The organism is Martelella endophytica, from assembly GCF_000960975.1.
GTDB lineage: Bacteria > Pseudomonadota > Alphaproteobacteria > Rhizobiales > Rhizobiaceae > Martelella > Martelella endophytica.
Genome location: NZ_CP010803.1, coordinates 4,614,164 through 4,628,243 on the forward strand (window position 1 = coordinate 4,614,164; position 14,080 = coordinate 4,628,243).

A 14,080-nucleotide genomic window follows, 5' to 3' on the forward strand; every position below is an offset into this window, starting at 1 on the left:
CAGACACTATTGCTCCGCGCTAACGCGGTCAAGCACGAGTTCGCCTGCAAATTGTTTCGTTTCGCCCTACCAGCGCAACAGCACGGCGCCCCATGTAAAGCCGCCACCCATCGCTTCCAGCATCACGGTATCGCCGCGCTTGATGCGACCATCTTCCACAGCCGTAGCGAGTGCCAGCGGGATGGATGCAGCCGACGTGTTGGCATGGCGGTCGACGGTAACAACGACTTTCTCCATCGGAATGCCGAGCTTCTTCGCCGAACCTTCGATGATCCGCCGGTTCGCCTGGTGCGGGACCAGCCAGTCGAGCCCATCGGCGCCGATGCCCGCCTCGTCGAAGACGGCCTCGATGACGTCGGTGATCATCCCGACGGCATGCTTGAAGACTTCGCGGCCTTCCATGCGCACATGGCCGATCTCTCCGGTGGAGGAGACGCCGCCATCGACATAAAGCTTCTCGCGGTGACTGCCATCCGAGCGCAGGCTGACGGCGGCGATGCCGCGACCTTCCGCCATGGTCTCCTCGATCCCCTCGAGCACCACGGCGCCCGCGCCGTCACCAAAGAGGACGCAGGTTGTCCGGTCGGTCCAGTCGAGAATGCGCGAGAATGTCTCGGCCCCGATGACGAGGACACGCCTGGCACGTCCGGCGCGGATATAGTTGTCCGCCGTCGTCACGGCATAGACGAAGCCGGAACAGACGGCCTGCAGGTCGAAGGCGAAGCCGTGCGCCATGCCGAGACGGTTCTGGATGTTCACGGCGGTCGCCGGAAAGGTATTGTCCGGCGTCGACGTCGCGACGATGATGAGATCGATATCGGCCGGCGTCAGGCCGGCATTGTCGAGCGCGTTGCGGGCAGCAGCCTCGCCGAGCGATGCCGTGGTTTCGCCTTCGCCCGCGATATAACGCTGCTTGATGCCGGTCCGCTGCTGGATCCAGGCGTCGGAGGTGTCGACAAGCTGACGCAGTTCGTCGTTGGTCACCACACGTTTCGGCAAGGCCGACCCGACCCCACAAACGACAGAACGGATCATCTTGTTATTCCTTATTGGCTGGCAGTGCGCCGCTCATAAACAATTTCAGGTCGCACGTCACCAGTGAACCCGAAGAAAGACGGCCATCAGGCCGCCTCCGGTCCCATCGGAGATTCGTTTCGTGCGTGATATTCGGTCAGATCGTGCTGAATCTTGGCCTGCAGTCCGTTGTGGACCATGTCATAGGCGACGTCGATCGCCGCCGCGTAGCCTTCGGCATCCGTGCCGCCATGGCTTTTGATGACAATGCCATTGAGCCCGAGGAACACGCCACCATTGACCTTGCGCGGATCAAGCTTGTCGCGCAGCATGCGGAAGGCGCCGCGTGCGAACAGATAGCCGATGCGCGACATCCACGTCCGCCCCATGGCGGAACGCAGATATTCGGCGATCTGCCGGGCGGTGCCCTCGGCGGTCTTCAGCGCGATATTGCCGGTGAAGCCCTCGACAACGAAGACATCGACCGTTCCCTTGCCCAGATCGTCGCCTTCGACGAAGCCTGCATATTCCAGATTGTCGATATCGGCTTCGCGCAGAAGCTTGCCCGCTTCCTTTACCTGCTCGACACCCTTGACCTCTTCGACACCGACATTCAGCAGCCCGACAGTCGGGCGCTTGATCTCGAACAGGGCCCGCGCCATGGCACCACCCATCAGCGCGAAATCGAGAAGCTGCTTGGCATCGGCGCCGATCGTGGCCCCGATATCGAGCACGATGCTTTCGCCATTTGTGGTCGGCCAGATGCCGGCGATCGCCGGTCTGTCGATGGCCGGCATGGTCTTCAGACAGAACACCGCCATCGCCATCAGCGCACCGGTATTACCCGCTGAGACAGCGGCATCGGACTGCTTTTCCCTGACAGCCTCAATGGCGCGCCACATGCTCGAGACATTGCGGCCGCGCCGCAGCGCCTGGCTCGGCTTCTCGTCCATTCCGACGGCGACTTCGCAATCGAAGACCTCGGCCCGCGCCGCGAGCTTGGGAAAGCGCGCCAGGATAGGCACGATCTCCTGCTCATGACCATAAAGCAGATAGGTGATGTCAGGGTGTCGGGTGAGCGCCTTCGCCGCACCGGCGATGGCGACTTCAGCGCCGACATCACCACCCATGACATCAATGGAAATCTTTATCACGCGTAACAGTTCCCTGTTTACAAGCACCTGGCAGAGCCGGGCCAAAATACCTCTTTTGCGACACGACACAACTGTGGCCGTGTAAAATACAGGTTCTTCAGCGCAACAGCTCTCGGCCAGAGACCCGACCGGGTCCCTTCAAACAAATCTTTGCACAAACGGCAAGAGGCATCGAAACACCATCGGGCCGTTCAGCTCTCGTTTCCGGAACCTCCCTTCCAGTCCTTCAGCGCCGCAAAGGGCGATGCAGGCCGCTCTTCCTCCTCCTCTTCGGCCTCTGCCGGGGTCTCCGGCAGCGCCGCGCCTTCCTTGCGCGGATAGGGATCGATCGAGAGCGCGATGGCTTCTGCCACAAGCGCACCGAGATCGATTTCGCCGCCAGTGAAGGGCTCCGGCTCGTCCGGCCCGTCGGGGTCGATGACCAGTTCTCCCTCCTCGTTGGTCTGGCGGCGGAAATGCTTCGAATTTTCGGGCAGGAATGTCGCGTCGATGGCTTCGACAATATCCGACTCGATCGGCTCCAGCGTCACCACGCAGGCTTGCGTCAGATGGGCGGCGACCTCGCCGCGCACCCGCACGCCATCGCGCCGCCAAGGCGAAATCGTCAGGTCGCCGGCAAGGCTTTCGACGCTCTCCACCTCCCAGAAGCCGGCGAGCGCCCGGCGCTCATCCTCGTTGGCCTCCAGATGCATGTCGAAGGACACGGACGACACGCGGCTGACCGGAAACGGACGTGCAAAGGGTATGAGATCAGGCACGACGAACCTCGATGCTTTCGGGCACGAGGAAACTCACCATGCCGGTTTCGACGACGATCTCGTCCAATCTCGAGAGATGATCGGAATTTTCCAGCATCCAGCGCGCCAGATCGGCCATCTCCGCATGATCGGCGTCGACGCTGTGGATATTCTGGGCAAGCGCAATCGACAACTGCTCGAGATCGCGGTCCTCGAGGCAGCGGGCATAGCGCTCGAGCCGGCCATAGAACATGCCGGCGAGCTTCTTCATCCGCTTCGGCACGGAATTGTCGCCGACGCCGAGTTCGCGGATCGAATAATCGATGTCCATGAAGAAGGCATCGACGATCTCCTGCGCCAGGCCCTTGCCGCCTGCGCCCGAATTCGCCGTGCGCCGCAAGAACAGGATCATGACCGCCGAGAGCATCTCGAATCGGCCCATCACCGTGTCCGGCACATGATAATGCGTATAGAAGCAGGGCTGCCGCGCCGTGGTCGTGATCACGCCATATTGTCGTTCCACGACTAGGCGGTTGCCGCGCCGCTTGCTGAAAAACCCAAGAACCATGCCACTCTCTTAAATACACGTCTGCCCGAAACGACCTTACAGGCACAATTGCATCCCGTCACAAGCTGGTTTATCCAGTTACACTGGAAAACACGAAGCTGCGAGGTTTTCCGGTAATGACCCCGCCCTTACCGGGCAGAGCGATGGTAAATTGCGCGGGGCCGGCTCGCAACCGGGAATCGGAGCGGGCACCGGAAGCTGATGGCAGCCGGCAATGGGCATACCGGGCGAGAGTCCGCGGGCCGGAAACAGGACTTGGCAGGGAGCTTAATTTTGAAGACGCGCCGAAACATTTTCGAAATCAAGCCGTTGCGGCCGGCAGCCGCCGGCGCGCTTGTGGCAGTGGCCCTCATCGGCAGTGGCTGCTCCACGAGCAATGTCATCGGCAGCCCGAACGTGCTTTACCAGGGTTATGTCATCGACGATCAGATGATGCAGCTCGTCAAGGAAGGTTCCAGCCGCGAGCAGGTTCTGCTCTCGCTTGGCCAGCCCTCGGCGACCGCGACCTTCGACAACGAGGTGTTCTATTACATCTCGCAGCAGAAGCAGCGCCGCTTCACGTTCCAGAAGCCGCGCCTCGTCTCGCAGGACATCCTCGCCGTCTATTTCAACAAGGACGGACGCGTCGAGCGCCTCGGCCACTACACGCTGCAGGACGGCAAGCTGGTCAACATGGCCTCCGACACGACCCCGACAGGCGGCAAGGACATCACCTTCCTGCAGCAGATCCTGCAGGGCACCGGCGCCACCGACTTCAAGAACGCGCTGCTCAGCCAGCAGAATGCGGTTCCGTAATCGGACGCGCTCTGCCGGAGACGGCGCAGGGACAGATCGACAAGCGGCGGGCCAAAAGCCCGCCGTCAGTTTGTTGACAAACCTTCCTCAAACCCGGCGTCATCCTCGGACTTGATCCGAGGATCCAGGCAGCGCGGCCAGAGATCACAATAAGTCAGCGGAAATTCAGTGAGCCAATCCGCCTGGATGCGCGGATCAAGTCCGAGCATGACCCTTGTGGGAAGGCCGGCGGCGGATCAACATACGCCTTCATGGCTTTGTCAGTAGTCTGACGGCGGGCCGAAAAGCCCGCCGTTTTCGTGTGTGCCTTGAAGATCAGGCCAGGACCGCGAGCAGCAGCAGCGCCACGATGTTGGTGATCTTGATGGCCGGGTTGACGGCCGGGCCGGCAGTATCCTTGTAAGGATCGCCGACGGTATCGCCGGTCACGGAGGCCTTGTGTGCGTCCGAGCCCTTTTCGTGGGTCACGCCATCGGCATCGACGAAACCGTCCTCGAAGCTCTTCTTGGCGTTGTCCCAGGCGCCGCCGCCCGATGTCATCGAGATCGCGACGAACAGGCCGTTGACGATCACGCCAAGAAGCGAGGCGCCGAGAGCGGCGAAGGCCGAGGCCTTGGAGCCCGAAAGCCCCCAGACGCCGAAGAACACAACGATCGGCGCCAGCACCGGCAGCAGCGACGGCACGATCATCTCGCGGATCGCGGCCTTGGTCAGCATGTCGACGGCACGGCCGTAATCCGGCCGTTCGGTGCCTGCCATGATGCCGGGCTTTTCCTTGAACTGGCGCCGGACTTCGGAAACGACAGCACTTGCCGCGCGCCCGACCGCCGTCATCGCGATACCGCCAAAGAGATAGGGGATCAGCCCGCCGAAGATCAGGCCGGCGACCACGTATGGGTTCGATAGCGAGAACGAGATGTCGCCCATATTCGCATAGAACGGATATTTGTCGCCGTTCGCCGCGAAGAAGGTCAGATCGTTCGAATAGGCGGCGAAGAGCACCAGAGCACCGAGGCCGGCCGAACCGATGGCATAGCCCTTGGTGACCGCCTTGGTGGTGTTGCCGACCGCATCGAGCGCATCCGTCGATTTGCGGACTTCCGGCGGCAGGCCCGCCATTTCGGCAATGCCACCGGCATTGTCGGTGACCGGGCCGAAGGCATCGAGCGCCACGATCATGCCGGCAAGGCCGAGCATGGCGGTGACCGCGATGCCGGTACCGAACAGGCCGGCGAGCTGATAGGTGGCGATGATGCCGCCGCAGATCACGATCGCCGGAAGCGCGGTGGCCTCAAGCGAAACGGCAAGCCCCTGGATGACGTTGGTGCCGTGACCGGAGACAGAAGCCTGGGCTATCGAGGTGACCGGACGCTTGCCGGTGCCCGTATAGTATTCGGTGATCACCACGATCAGCGCCGTGACGATCAGGCCGACGATACCGCAGATGAACAGGGCAAAGCCGGTGATGTTGCGACCGGCGACCTCGCCGAGCGAGCCGAAACCGACCGTCACCCAGGTCGCAAGCGCGATGCCGACGATGGAGAGCAGGCCGGTCACGATCAGCCCGCGATAGAGCGCGCCCATGATCGAGCCGTTGGCGCCGAGCTTGACGAAAAAGGTGCCGACGATCGAGGTCAGGATGCAGACGCCGCAGATCGCAAGCGGCAGCAGCATGACATCCGGCAGGATGGCGGCGCCGCCGAAGAAGATCGCGCCGAGCACCATGGTTGCGACCACCGAGACAGCGTAGGTCTCGAAAAGGTCGGCCGCCATGCCGGCGCAGTCGCCGACGTTGTCGCCGACGTTGTCGGCGATGGTGGCCGGGTTGCGCGGGTCATCCTCCGGAATACCGGCCTCGACCTTGCCGACGAGATCGCCGCCGACATCCGCACCCTTGGTAAAGATGCCGCCGCCGAGACGGGCAAACACCGAGATCAGCGAGGCGCCAAAGCCGAGCGCCACCAGCGCATCGATGACTTCGCGGTCATCTGAGGCATGGCCGAGAATAGCGGTGAGATAGTAATAATAGACCGAGACGCCGAGCAGCGCGAGACCGGCCACCAGCATCCCGGTGATCGCACCGGACTTGAAGGCGATGCCGAGACCGGCCGGAAGGCTGTAGGAGGCGGCCTGCGCTGTGCGCACATTGGCGCGCACGGAGACATGCATGCCGATGAAGCCCGCCGCTCCGGAAAGCACGGCGCCGATGACGAAGCCGATCGCCGCGTTCAGCGACAGGAGCACCCAGGCCAGAATAAAGACGACGACGCCGACGATCGCGATCGTCGAATACTGGCGCGTCAGATAGGCCTGCGCCCCTTCCCTGATGAACCCCGCGATTTCCTGCATCCGCGGCGTTCCCTGATCGGCAACCATGACCGAGCGTATCGCCCACAGCGCATAAACGATCGACAAAAGGCCGCAGACAATCACGGCAAGCAATATTGTCATTTCACGCTTTCCTTCCCTCTACGGCGGAGGCGACAAGCGCGCGATCCGCCGAATTGTTAACCGGCCCCCGCGGACCGACCAGGGACGCAACCCCTGCAAGCGATCCGATACGCCGCGTTCCACCGCCAGACGCCTCTTTATCCTCCACGTCCCACGGACTTGCGGAGAGTGCGGTGGCTTGGCCAAGGCGTCAAGAGCTTCGGTTGCACATTAGGAGAGGCAAAAGTCAGCAAGCTTTGCGATAGCGCAAAGAGCATCGGGAAAATACGAAACGATTTGGGGAAGTGTTGGTGAGGACGGAGGCAAGAGCTTCACCGCCATTCAATCTCCCCCCTTGAGGGGGAGATTGGTGGCTGCAAGGTTTGCGCTCTTTGCAAGCGCGGAAACCGACGTCTCGGCCTCAGGCCTCGTTCGGCTGACCGCGCTCGCGTCGGGCGATACGGTCGAGCACGGCGTGGACGAGCTTGGCTTCCTCGCCCTCGAAGAAGGCAACGGCGATCTCGACGTATTCGGTGACGATCACAGCGGTCGGCACATCCTTGCGCTCGACGATCTCGAACACTCCGGCGCGCAGGATGGCGCGCAGGGTCGAGTCGAGCCGCGACAGCGTCCAACCTTCGGAGATCGAACCCGCGATCATCGGGTCCAGCGCCTTCTGGTCGCGCACGACACCTGTGACGATGGCGCGGAACCAGTGCGGATCGGCCTTCAAATAGGTCTCGCCGTCGATTTCCTTGCCGAGACGATACACCTCGTATTCGGCGAGCACATCGGCAAGCGCCGTGCCGGCGATGTCCATCTGGTAAAGCGCCTGAACGGCGGCGAGACGGGCTGCGCCTCGCTGATTGGCGGTCTTGTCGGTTGTCATGCTACTCCTCGCATTCCCAAAGGAAGCGGTTGCCGCTAAGCGGCCTTCATCGAGACGGGCTTAATCACGCCTTCGGCCTGCTGGCAAGTGTTTTGCTGAATTTACGGCTCGTCGGCCTTCGAATCGCGGGCGAGCTTTGCAGAGAACTCGGCGATGATCTCCTCGAAATTCTCCGTAGTGGAGAAATCGCGATAGACCGAAGCGAAGCGGACGAAGGCGACGTCATCGAGGTTCTTCAGAGCCTCGAGCGCGTGGAGACCGATTTCCTCCGACTGGATTTCGCTCTCGCCGGAACTCTCCAGCCGCCGGACGATGCCGGAGACGGCACGCTCGATGCGATCGCGATCAACCGGGCGCTTGCGCAGTGCCAGCTCGAAGGAACGCATCAGCTTGTCACGGTCGAAGGGAACCTTGCGACCGCTCTTCTTCACCACGACGAGCTCGCGCAGCTGCACGCGCTCGAATGTCGTGAAACGCCCGCCGCAATCCGGGCACACGCGCCGGCGGCGGATGGACGTGTTGTCCTCCGCCGGCCGGCTATCCTTGACCTGCGTATCAGGTGAATTGCAGAACGGACAGCGCATCGCGCCCCTTAACCCATATAGCCATACATCGGGAAGCGATCGGTGAGTGCTACGACCTTGTCGCGCACGGCCGCTTCGACGGCGGCATTGCCCTCGTCGGAATTGGCTTCCTTCAGACCATCGAGAACCTCGACGATCAGCTTGCCGATCTCGGCGAATTCGGTCTCTCCAAAGCCGCGCGTCGTGCCAGCCGGCGAGCCGAGGCGGACACCGGAGGTGACAAATGGCTTTTCCGGATCGAAGGGAATGCCGTTCTTGTTGCAGGTGATGTAAGCGCGGCCGAGGGCTGCCTCGGCGCGCTTGCCCGTCGCATTCTTCGGACGCAAGTCGACCAGCATCGAGTGGTTGTCGGTCCCGCCGGAGACGACGTCGAGGCCGCCTTCCATCAGCGAGCCGGCAAGCGCCTGCGCGTTCTTGACGACCTGCGCGGCGTATTCCTTGAATTCCGGCTGCAGCGCTTCGCCGAGCGCGACCGCCTTGGCGGCGATGATGTGCATCAGCGGGCCGCCCTGCAGGCCGGGGAAAACGGCCGAATTGATCTTCTTGGCGATATCGGCGTCATTGGTCAGCACCATGCCGCCGCGCGGGCCGCGCAGCGATTTGTGCGTCGTCGTCGTCACCACATGCGCATGCGGGCACGGCGAGGGATGAACGCCGCCGGCAACGAGACCGGCGATATGGGCCATGTCGACCATCAGATAGGCGCCAACGGAATCGGCGATCTCGCGGAACCGCTTCCAATCCCAGATCCGCGAATAGGCCGTACCACCGGCGATGATCAGCTTCGGCTTGTGCTCCTCGGCCTTCTTCGCCACCTCATCCATGTCGATGAGATTGTCTTCGCGGGAAACGCCGTAGGAGACGACGTTGAACCACTTGCCCGACATGTTGACCGGCGAACCATGGGTCAGGTGACCGCCCGAATTGAGATCGAGGCCCATGAAGGTGTCGCCCGGCTGCAGGAGCGCCAGAAACACCGCCTGGTTCATCTGCGAACCCGAATTCGGCTGCACGTTGGCGAACTCGACGCCGAACAGCTTCTTGGCGCGCTCGATCGCAAGTTCCTCGGCAATGTCGACGAACTGGCAGCCGCCGTAATAGCGCTTGCCCGGATAGCCCTCGGCATATTTGTTGGTCATGATCGAGCCCTGGGCCTCGAGCACGGCACGCGAAACGATGTTTTCCGAGGCGATCAGCTCGATCTCGTGACGCTGGCGACCGAGTTCCTTGCCGATCGCGCCGAAAATCTCCGGATCGGTATCGGCGAGCGTGCGGTTGAAGAAATTCTCGGTGAATCCTGACTGGCTGGTCATCGGGGGCTCCTCGGTGTTGCGGGCGGAAGCGTTCTAGCGCCGGATGCATCATGGTGCAATAGACGAAAGCCGCCGGCAGACATGGTCCGCCGGCGGCAATTATTCCAAGTTTTGCGAAGCTTCGGTCGATTACTCGATGCCGCTCGTCGTCTGCAGCGCCAGTTCCGGCGCGCCGTCGAGATTGTAGATGTCGTCGCGGAACTGAACGATACCGTCCTTCGCCGACCAGGCGGTGATGTAGACGAAGTGGTTCGGAACCTGATCGGCGAGGTTCACCGGCGTCGAAATGCCGGAGTGAATGGTCTCTTCGATCTTCTGGCGATCCCAGCCGGGCGTGTTCTTCAACAGCCAGACGTCGAGGTCGCGAACGTTCTCGATACGCACGCAGCCGGACGATTCGAAACGCACCACGTCGTTGAACAGCGACTGGCTCGGCGTGTCGTGCATGTAGACTGCGTACTTGTTGTGGAAGTTGATCTTGGTCGAGGCCATAGCGCTGTTCGGGCCCGGATCCTGGCGGAAGGTCAGGTTCGGCGCCTTTTCGGCGTTCCAGTCGATCGTCATCGGATCGACTTCCTGGCCCTTGTTGTCGTAGAGCCTGATCTTCTGGTCCGTCAGATAGTTCGGATCCTTCTGCATCAGCGGCATGATATCCTTCTGGATGATCGAGCGCGGCACAGTCCATGGCGGATTGAAGATGATCTCGAAGATCTTCGAATCCAGAAGCGGGGTGGGGCGCGAGGGCCGACCGACGATCGCGACGTTGCGCAGCGCGACAGCATTGTTCTCGACCGCCTCGGCATAGGCCGCGGGAATGTTGACGAGAACATAACGCTGGCCGAGGTCGGAGCCGAGGTCCTCGACGCGGCTGAGGTTCGTCTCAAGCTGGGCAAGGCGAACGCGGGCGCCGACATTCAGTGCCTTCAGCGTGTATTCGTCGATAAAGCCGGTTTCGCTGAGGCCATGGCGAGCCTGGAAGTGACGCACCGCGCCCTGGACGTAGGAATCGTAGGAATCCGACATGCCGGCCGACTGCGGCAGGTCGCCGGAGACGATCAGGCGCTGGCGAAGCTGGCGCACGGACGGGTCGTTGACGCCGAACTGCAGCGGCACGTTCGGATGAACCTCCGGCCAGCCGCCGTTGCTGACGATCCGCTGATACTCGGCGATTGCCTGCATCAGGTTCATCGGTGCGTTGGGGCCGAGAATGGGCTGGTTGGAGGTCACCGCAGCCTGGCTGCGCGAGGTCACGGCATCAAACTGATCGTCCCAGTTACCGCGGCCGGGGGCGTTGATCAGCTCCTGCACCGCGGTCTGGGCGGAGGCCAGCTTCGGAAGAGCAATCACACCGGCAGCTGCGGCCATGAAATGGCGGCGCGAGAATGCCTTGCGTGTCGCGTTCGGAAATTCCTTTGTCATTTAACCCAATCTCGTTCGGTCCCTCGGGTGGCGCCGATCCGGGTGATCGCGCAAACCCCGTGTTTAGAAATCACGTTCCACAGCAATATGGCCGTTTGTTGTCACATAGGCACGGCCGTCCGGAAGGAAAGACTATCGCCTTCGAATAAAGACAAGGTAAACCCAGAAAGCGGCGTAAATCCCGATAAACAAAATGTGAAGGCCGACCCGCGTCGGCGCAGCGCCGAAAAGCTGCGGATAGCCGCCATGGGCGCCGATCTCGACCGCCGCGCCGAGCGCCCAGAGCACAAAACCCCAGCCGACCCCGAACCAGAGCCCCGTCGCCGCAACCGGGTAAAGTACGGCGAGCGCCAGCTCGACGAAGCGCACATTGGCATTGACCACATCGAACCGGCCGGCGCCGTCCATGGTCAGCCCGATAAGTCCGGACCAGCTCGAAAGCGCCAGCACCACGAGATAGACCGCCACGACGCGCTTGAACACGACGAAGGCTGTCTGTGAGAAACCGGGGCGGACCGTCATACTGTTTCCTGAATTCATCGCTGGCGTTATACGCGCTCCTTCTTTCCTGACAAAGCCCAAGATCGCCCAAACTCCGCCCCGCCAACAGGTTCCTACGTTTGCGCAAAGCGGCGCACCCGGCCGCGCGACAATCTGGATGGTTTGCGGCCCCTTCCCGGCGTGATAGAAGCCTGTCGAACATCAAGGACGGAGACGCCGCATGAACGAGTTCAACGACAAGACCCATCTCGTCGACCGGATCACCGGCCACCGCCGCATGCGCCGCATCCGCAAGGCCGACTGGACCCGGCGCATGGTGCGCGAGAACAGTCTCACCGTCGACGATCTGATCTGGCCGGTTTTCGTCATTCCGGGAAACAATCTCGAAGAGCCGATCCCCTCCATGCCCGGCGTCTCGCGCATGAGCGTCGACCGGCTGGCGGAAGCTGCGCGCAAGGCCGCCGATCTCGGCATCCCGGCGATCGCCACCTTCCCCAATGTCGAACTGGAAAAGCGCGACATGACCGGCTCGGAAATCCTGAAGCCGGACAACCTCCTCAACCAGGCGACCCGCGCGATCAAGAAGGCAGCGCCGGGTATCGGCGTCATTACCGATGTCGCCCTCGACCCCTTCACCAGCCACGGCCATGACGGCATTCTTGTCGGCGACGAGATCGTCAACGATGCCACGGTCGACCATGTCTGCGAGGCGGCCGTGCTGCAGGCGGAAGCCGGCTCCGACATCATCGCGCCATCCGAAATGATGGATGGCCGCATCGGCGCGATCCGCGAGCGACTCGACAGCGCGGGCTTCCAGGACGTCGGCATCATGTCCTACGCCACCAAGTTCTCATCGGGTTTCTATGGCCCCTATCGCGAAGCGATCTCCACCAAGGGGCTGCTGAAGGGCGACAAGGCGAGCTACTACATCGATCCCGCCAACGCGACCGAAGCGCTGCGCGATGCGGCGCTCGATGTCGAGGAAGGGGCCGACATGCTGATGGTGAAGCCCGGCCTGCCCTATATCGACATCTGCTGGCGGATGAAGGAGGCCTTCGGCCTGCCCGTCTTTGCCTACCAGGTCTCCGGCGAATACGCGATGATCCGCATGGCCGCCGAACGTGGCGCTATCGACGGCGATCGGGTGATGATGGAAACGCTGCTGGCGTTCAAGCGCGCCGGCTGCGATGGCATTCTCACCTATTTCGCCATGGAAGTGGCCGAGAAACTGTCGAAATCATAGTCCAAGCGACGTTTGTCTGTTGTATTCGCCGCGCTGTTCACCCACATCTCCTCCGAGACAAGAAGGGATGACCAGACGATGAGTGTTGAACGCGAATATGACACCTATGCCCCGGTCGGCGGGCGTGCCTATTCGGGCGTACTGTCACGCCGGATACTGGCGTTTTTGGTCGATTACCTGCTGATCGCCATCCTCTGGGTTCCGGCGGCGGTGCTGCTGTTCTTTATCGGCATTGCCACGCTCGGCCTCGCCTTCTTCCTTTATCCAGTGCTCTATTTCATCGTCGCCGTTCTCTATTTCGGCATGACGATGGGCGGCGCGGCGCAGGCTTCGCCGGGCATGCGGGCCATGGGGCTTCGGGTCGTGCGCACCGATGGTTTCCGGATGGACTTCCTGACGGCGACGGTTCACCTCGCGCTGTTCTGGCTGTTCAACTCGATCCTGACGCCGCTGGTGCTGCTCGTCGGCCTGTTCACGGACCGCAAGCGGCTGCTCCACGACTTCCTCGTCGGTGCTGTCATCGTCCGCGATGAAAGCATCTGAACCGGCGGTTGACCTTTTCCCCTTTTGCGCCATGCTAGTGTCCGTATCGCAACGCATGGTGTGCTGGTCATGAACACGCAAGCCACTCAGTCGCCTCAGTTTTATCTGACCGCGCCGGCGCAGTGCCCCTATCTGGAGGCCGAGCGCGAAAGGAAGGTCTTTACCCATCTCGTCGGTCCCCGCGCCGCCGAGATGAACGACCTTTTGACCCAGGGCGGCTTCCGGCGCTCGCAGAACATTGCCTATCGGCCCGCCTGCGAAAATTGCCGGGCCTGCGTGTCGGTGCGAATCGTTGCCGGCGAATTCGACCTGACGCGCTCCTTTCGCCGCACCCTCTCGCACAATCGCGATCTTGTCGGCACTGAGCGGCCGGCGATCGCCACCGACGAGCAGTATGATCTCTTCCGTACCTATCTCGACAGCCGCCACCAGCGCGGCGGCATGGCCGACATGACCGTGGACGACTATGCGGTGATGGTCGAGGAGACACACGTCGAGACGCGGGTCATCGAGTACCGGGTAGCCTCCGGCCGGCTGGACGAAGAGGGCGAACTGATCGCCGTCGCACTCTCCGACGTCATGATGGACGGGCTTTCGATGGTCTACTCCTTCTTCAACCCAGCCCATGAGCGCCGGTCGCTTGGCAGTTTCATGATCCTCGACCACGTGATGCGCGCCCGCAACCTCGGCCTGCCCTATGTCTATCTCGGCTACTGGGTGAAGGGCTCGAAGAAGATGGACTACAAGAAGCGCTTCCAGCCGCAGGAACATCTCACCGGCCATGGCTGGGAACGGGCACTGGCCGACGAAGACTGAGCCAAACCGACATTTTCGACGACAAGCCGTGGAAGCCTGTCGCTACTGCCCTAAATCCGCTAAAGATTTTATGC

The 14,080-nt window shown here is 62.0% G+C and carries 14 protein-coding genes; 4 read left to right on the forward strand and 10 right to left on the reverse strand.

Annotated features, from left to right (window positions below; genetic code table 11):
* Positions 1–66: 66 nt before the first annotated feature.
* From TM49_RS21525 to TM49_RS21540, 4 genes are all read right to left on the reverse strand, one after another.
* On the reverse strand, positions 67–1,035 hold the full coding sequence (locus TM49_RS21525) for a beta-ketoacyl-ACP synthase III (RefSeq protein WP_045684249.1): 969 nt from the start codon (positions 1,033–1,035) through the stop codon (positions 67–69).
* An 86-nt stretch (positions 1,036–1,121) separates the two neighbouring features.
* Positions 1,122–2,168, reverse strand: a complete 1,047-nt coding sequence (gene plsX, locus TM49_RS21530; protein WP_045685656.1) for a phosphate acyltransferase PlsX — start codon at positions 2,166–2,168, stop codon at positions 1,122–1,124.
* Between the two features lie 191 nt (positions 2,169–2,359).
* The gene (locus TM49_RS21535) at positions 2,360–2,926 is read right to left on the reverse strand and encodes a YceD family protein (RefSeq protein ID WP_045684251.1); all 567 of its coding nucleotides are present in this window, start codon (positions 2,924–2,926) and stop codon (positions 2,360–2,362) included.
* On the reverse strand, positions 2,919–3,473 hold the full coding sequence (locus tag TM49_RS21540) for a ubiquinol-cytochrome C chaperone family protein (RefSeq protein WP_045684253.1): 555 nt from the start codon (positions 3,471–3,473) through the stop codon (positions 2,919–2,921). Before TM49_RS21540 ends, TM49_RS21535 begins: the two co-directional genes overlap by 8 nt.
* A gap of 273 nt (positions 3,474–3,746) precedes the next feature.
* Here TM49_RS21540 and TM49_RS21545 point away from each other — a divergent pair, with 273 nt between their 5' ends.
* The gene (locus tag TM49_RS21545; protein ID WP_045684254.1) at positions 3,747–4,268 is read left to right on the forward strand and encodes an outer membrane protein assembly factor BamE; all 522 of its coding nucleotides are present in this window, start codon (positions 3,747–3,749) and stop codon (positions 4,266–4,268) included.
* Positions 4,269–4,583: 315 nt separating this feature from the next.
* On the opposite strand, the gene TM49_RS21550 is transcribed toward TM49_RS21545, so the two are convergent.
* From TM49_RS21550 to TM49_RS21575, 6 genes are all read right to left on the reverse strand, one after another.
* Positions 4,584–6,719 (reverse strand): sodium-translocating pyrophosphatase, encoded by a 2,136-nt coding sequence (locus tag TM49_RS21550; RefSeq protein ID WP_045684256.1) that lies wholly within the window; start codon positions 6,717–6,719, stop codon positions 4,584–4,586.
* 400 nt (positions 6,720–7,119) lie between these two features.
* The gene (gene nusB / locus TM49_RS21555; protein ID WP_045684258.1) at positions 7,120–7,587 is read right to left on the reverse strand and encodes a transcription antitermination factor NusB; all 468 of its coding nucleotides are present in this window, start codon (positions 7,585–7,587) and stop codon (positions 7,120–7,122) included.
* Positions 7,588–7,688: 101 nt separating this feature from the next.
* Positions 7,689–8,171, reverse strand: a complete 483-nt coding sequence (nrdR, locus tag TM49_RS21560; RefSeq protein ID WP_045684259.1) for a transcriptional regulator NrdR — start codon at positions 8,169–8,171, stop codon at positions 7,689–7,691.
* Positions 8,172–8,179: 8 nt separating this feature from the next.
* Positions 8,180–9,484 carry a serine hydroxymethyltransferase gene (glyA, locus tag TM49_RS21565; protein ID WP_045684261.1) on the reverse strand — a complete coding sequence of 435 codons (1,305 nt, stop codon included), beginning with the start codon at positions 9,482–9,484 and terminating at the stop codon, positions 8,180–8,182.
* Between the two features lie 129 nt (positions 9,485–9,613).
* A complete protein-coding gene (locus TM49_RS21570) occupies positions 9,614–10,903 on the reverse strand; it encodes a L,D-transpeptidase family protein (protein ID WP_045684263.1) in 1,290 nt (429 codons plus the stop codon).
* A 132-nt stretch (positions 10,904–11,035) separates the two neighbouring features.
* Positions 11,036–11,425: a DUF6163 family protein gene (locus TM49_RS21575; protein WP_052699985.1), complete on the reverse strand. Its 390-nt coding sequence runs from the start codon at positions 11,423–11,425 to the stop codon at positions 11,036–11,038.
* Positions 11,426–11,624: 199 nt separating this feature from the next.
* Between TM49_RS21575 and hemB the strand changes: the two genes are divergently transcribed.
* From hemB to TM49_RS21590, 3 genes are all read left to right on the forward strand, one after another.
* Positions 11,625–12,647 carry a porphobilinogen synthase gene (gene hemB / locus TM49_RS21580; protein WP_045684267.1) on the forward strand — a complete coding sequence of 341 codons (1,023 nt, stop codon included), beginning with the start codon at positions 11,625–11,627 and terminating at the stop codon, positions 12,645–12,647.
* A 78-nt stretch (positions 12,648–12,725) separates the two neighbouring features.
* A complete protein-coding gene (locus TM49_RS21585; protein ID WP_045685658.1) occupies positions 12,726–13,190 on the forward strand; it encodes an RDD family protein in 465 nt (154 codons plus the stop codon).
* 69 nt (positions 13,191–13,259) lie between these two features.
* Complete coding sequence (locus tag TM49_RS21590) at positions 13,260–14,006, forward strand: arginyltransferase (RefSeq protein ID WP_045684269.1); 747 nt, start codon at positions 13,260–13,262, stop codon at positions 14,004–14,006.
* Positions 14,007–14,080: the final 74 nt, after the last annotated feature.

Bases quoted from the DNA above. Each gene is read 5' to 3' on its own strand.
- TM49_RS21575 (WP_052699985.1), bottom strand. From the start codon at position 11,425: ATGACGGTCCGCCCCGGTTTCTCACAGACAGCCTTCGTCGTGTTCAAG.
- hemB (WP_045684267.1), top strand. From the start codon at position 11,625: ATGAACGAGTTCAACGACAAGACCCATCTCGTCGACCGGATCACCGGC.
- TM49_RS21585 (WP_045685658.1), top strand. From the start codon at position 12,726: ATGAGTGTTGAACGCGAATATGACACCTATGCCCCGGTCGGCGGGCGT.
- TM49_RS21525 (WP_045684249.1), bottom strand. From the start codon at position 1,035: ATGATCCGTTCTGTCGTTTGTGGGGTCGGGTCGGCCTTGCCGAAACGT.
- TM49_RS21590 (WP_045684269.1), top strand. From the start codon at position 13,260: ATGAACACGCAAGCCACTCAGTCGCCTCAGTTTTATCTGACCGCGCCG.
- TM49_RS21550 (WP_045684256.1), bottom strand. From the start codon at position 6,719: ATGACAATATTGCTTGCCGTGATTGTCTGCGGCCTTTTGTCGATCGTT.
- nusB (WP_045684258.1), bottom strand. From the start codon at position 7,587: ATGACAACCGACAAGACCGCCAATCAGCGAGGCGCAGCCCGTCTCGCC.
- TM49_RS21540 (WP_045684253.1), bottom strand. From the start codon at position 3,473: ATGGTTCTTGGGTTTTTCAGCAAGCGGCGCGGCAACCGCCTAGTCGTG.
- TM49_RS21570 (WP_045684263.1), bottom strand. From the start codon at position 10,903: ATGACAAAGGAATTTCCGAACGCGACACGCAAGGCATTCTCGCGCCGC.
- nrdR (WP_045684259.1), bottom strand. From the start codon at position 8,171: ATGCGCTGTCCGTTCTGCAATTCACCTGATACGCAGGTCAAGGATAGC.
- glyA (WP_045684261.1), bottom strand. From the start codon at position 9,484: ATGACCAGCCAGTCAGGATTCACCGAGAATTTCTTCAACCGCACGCTC.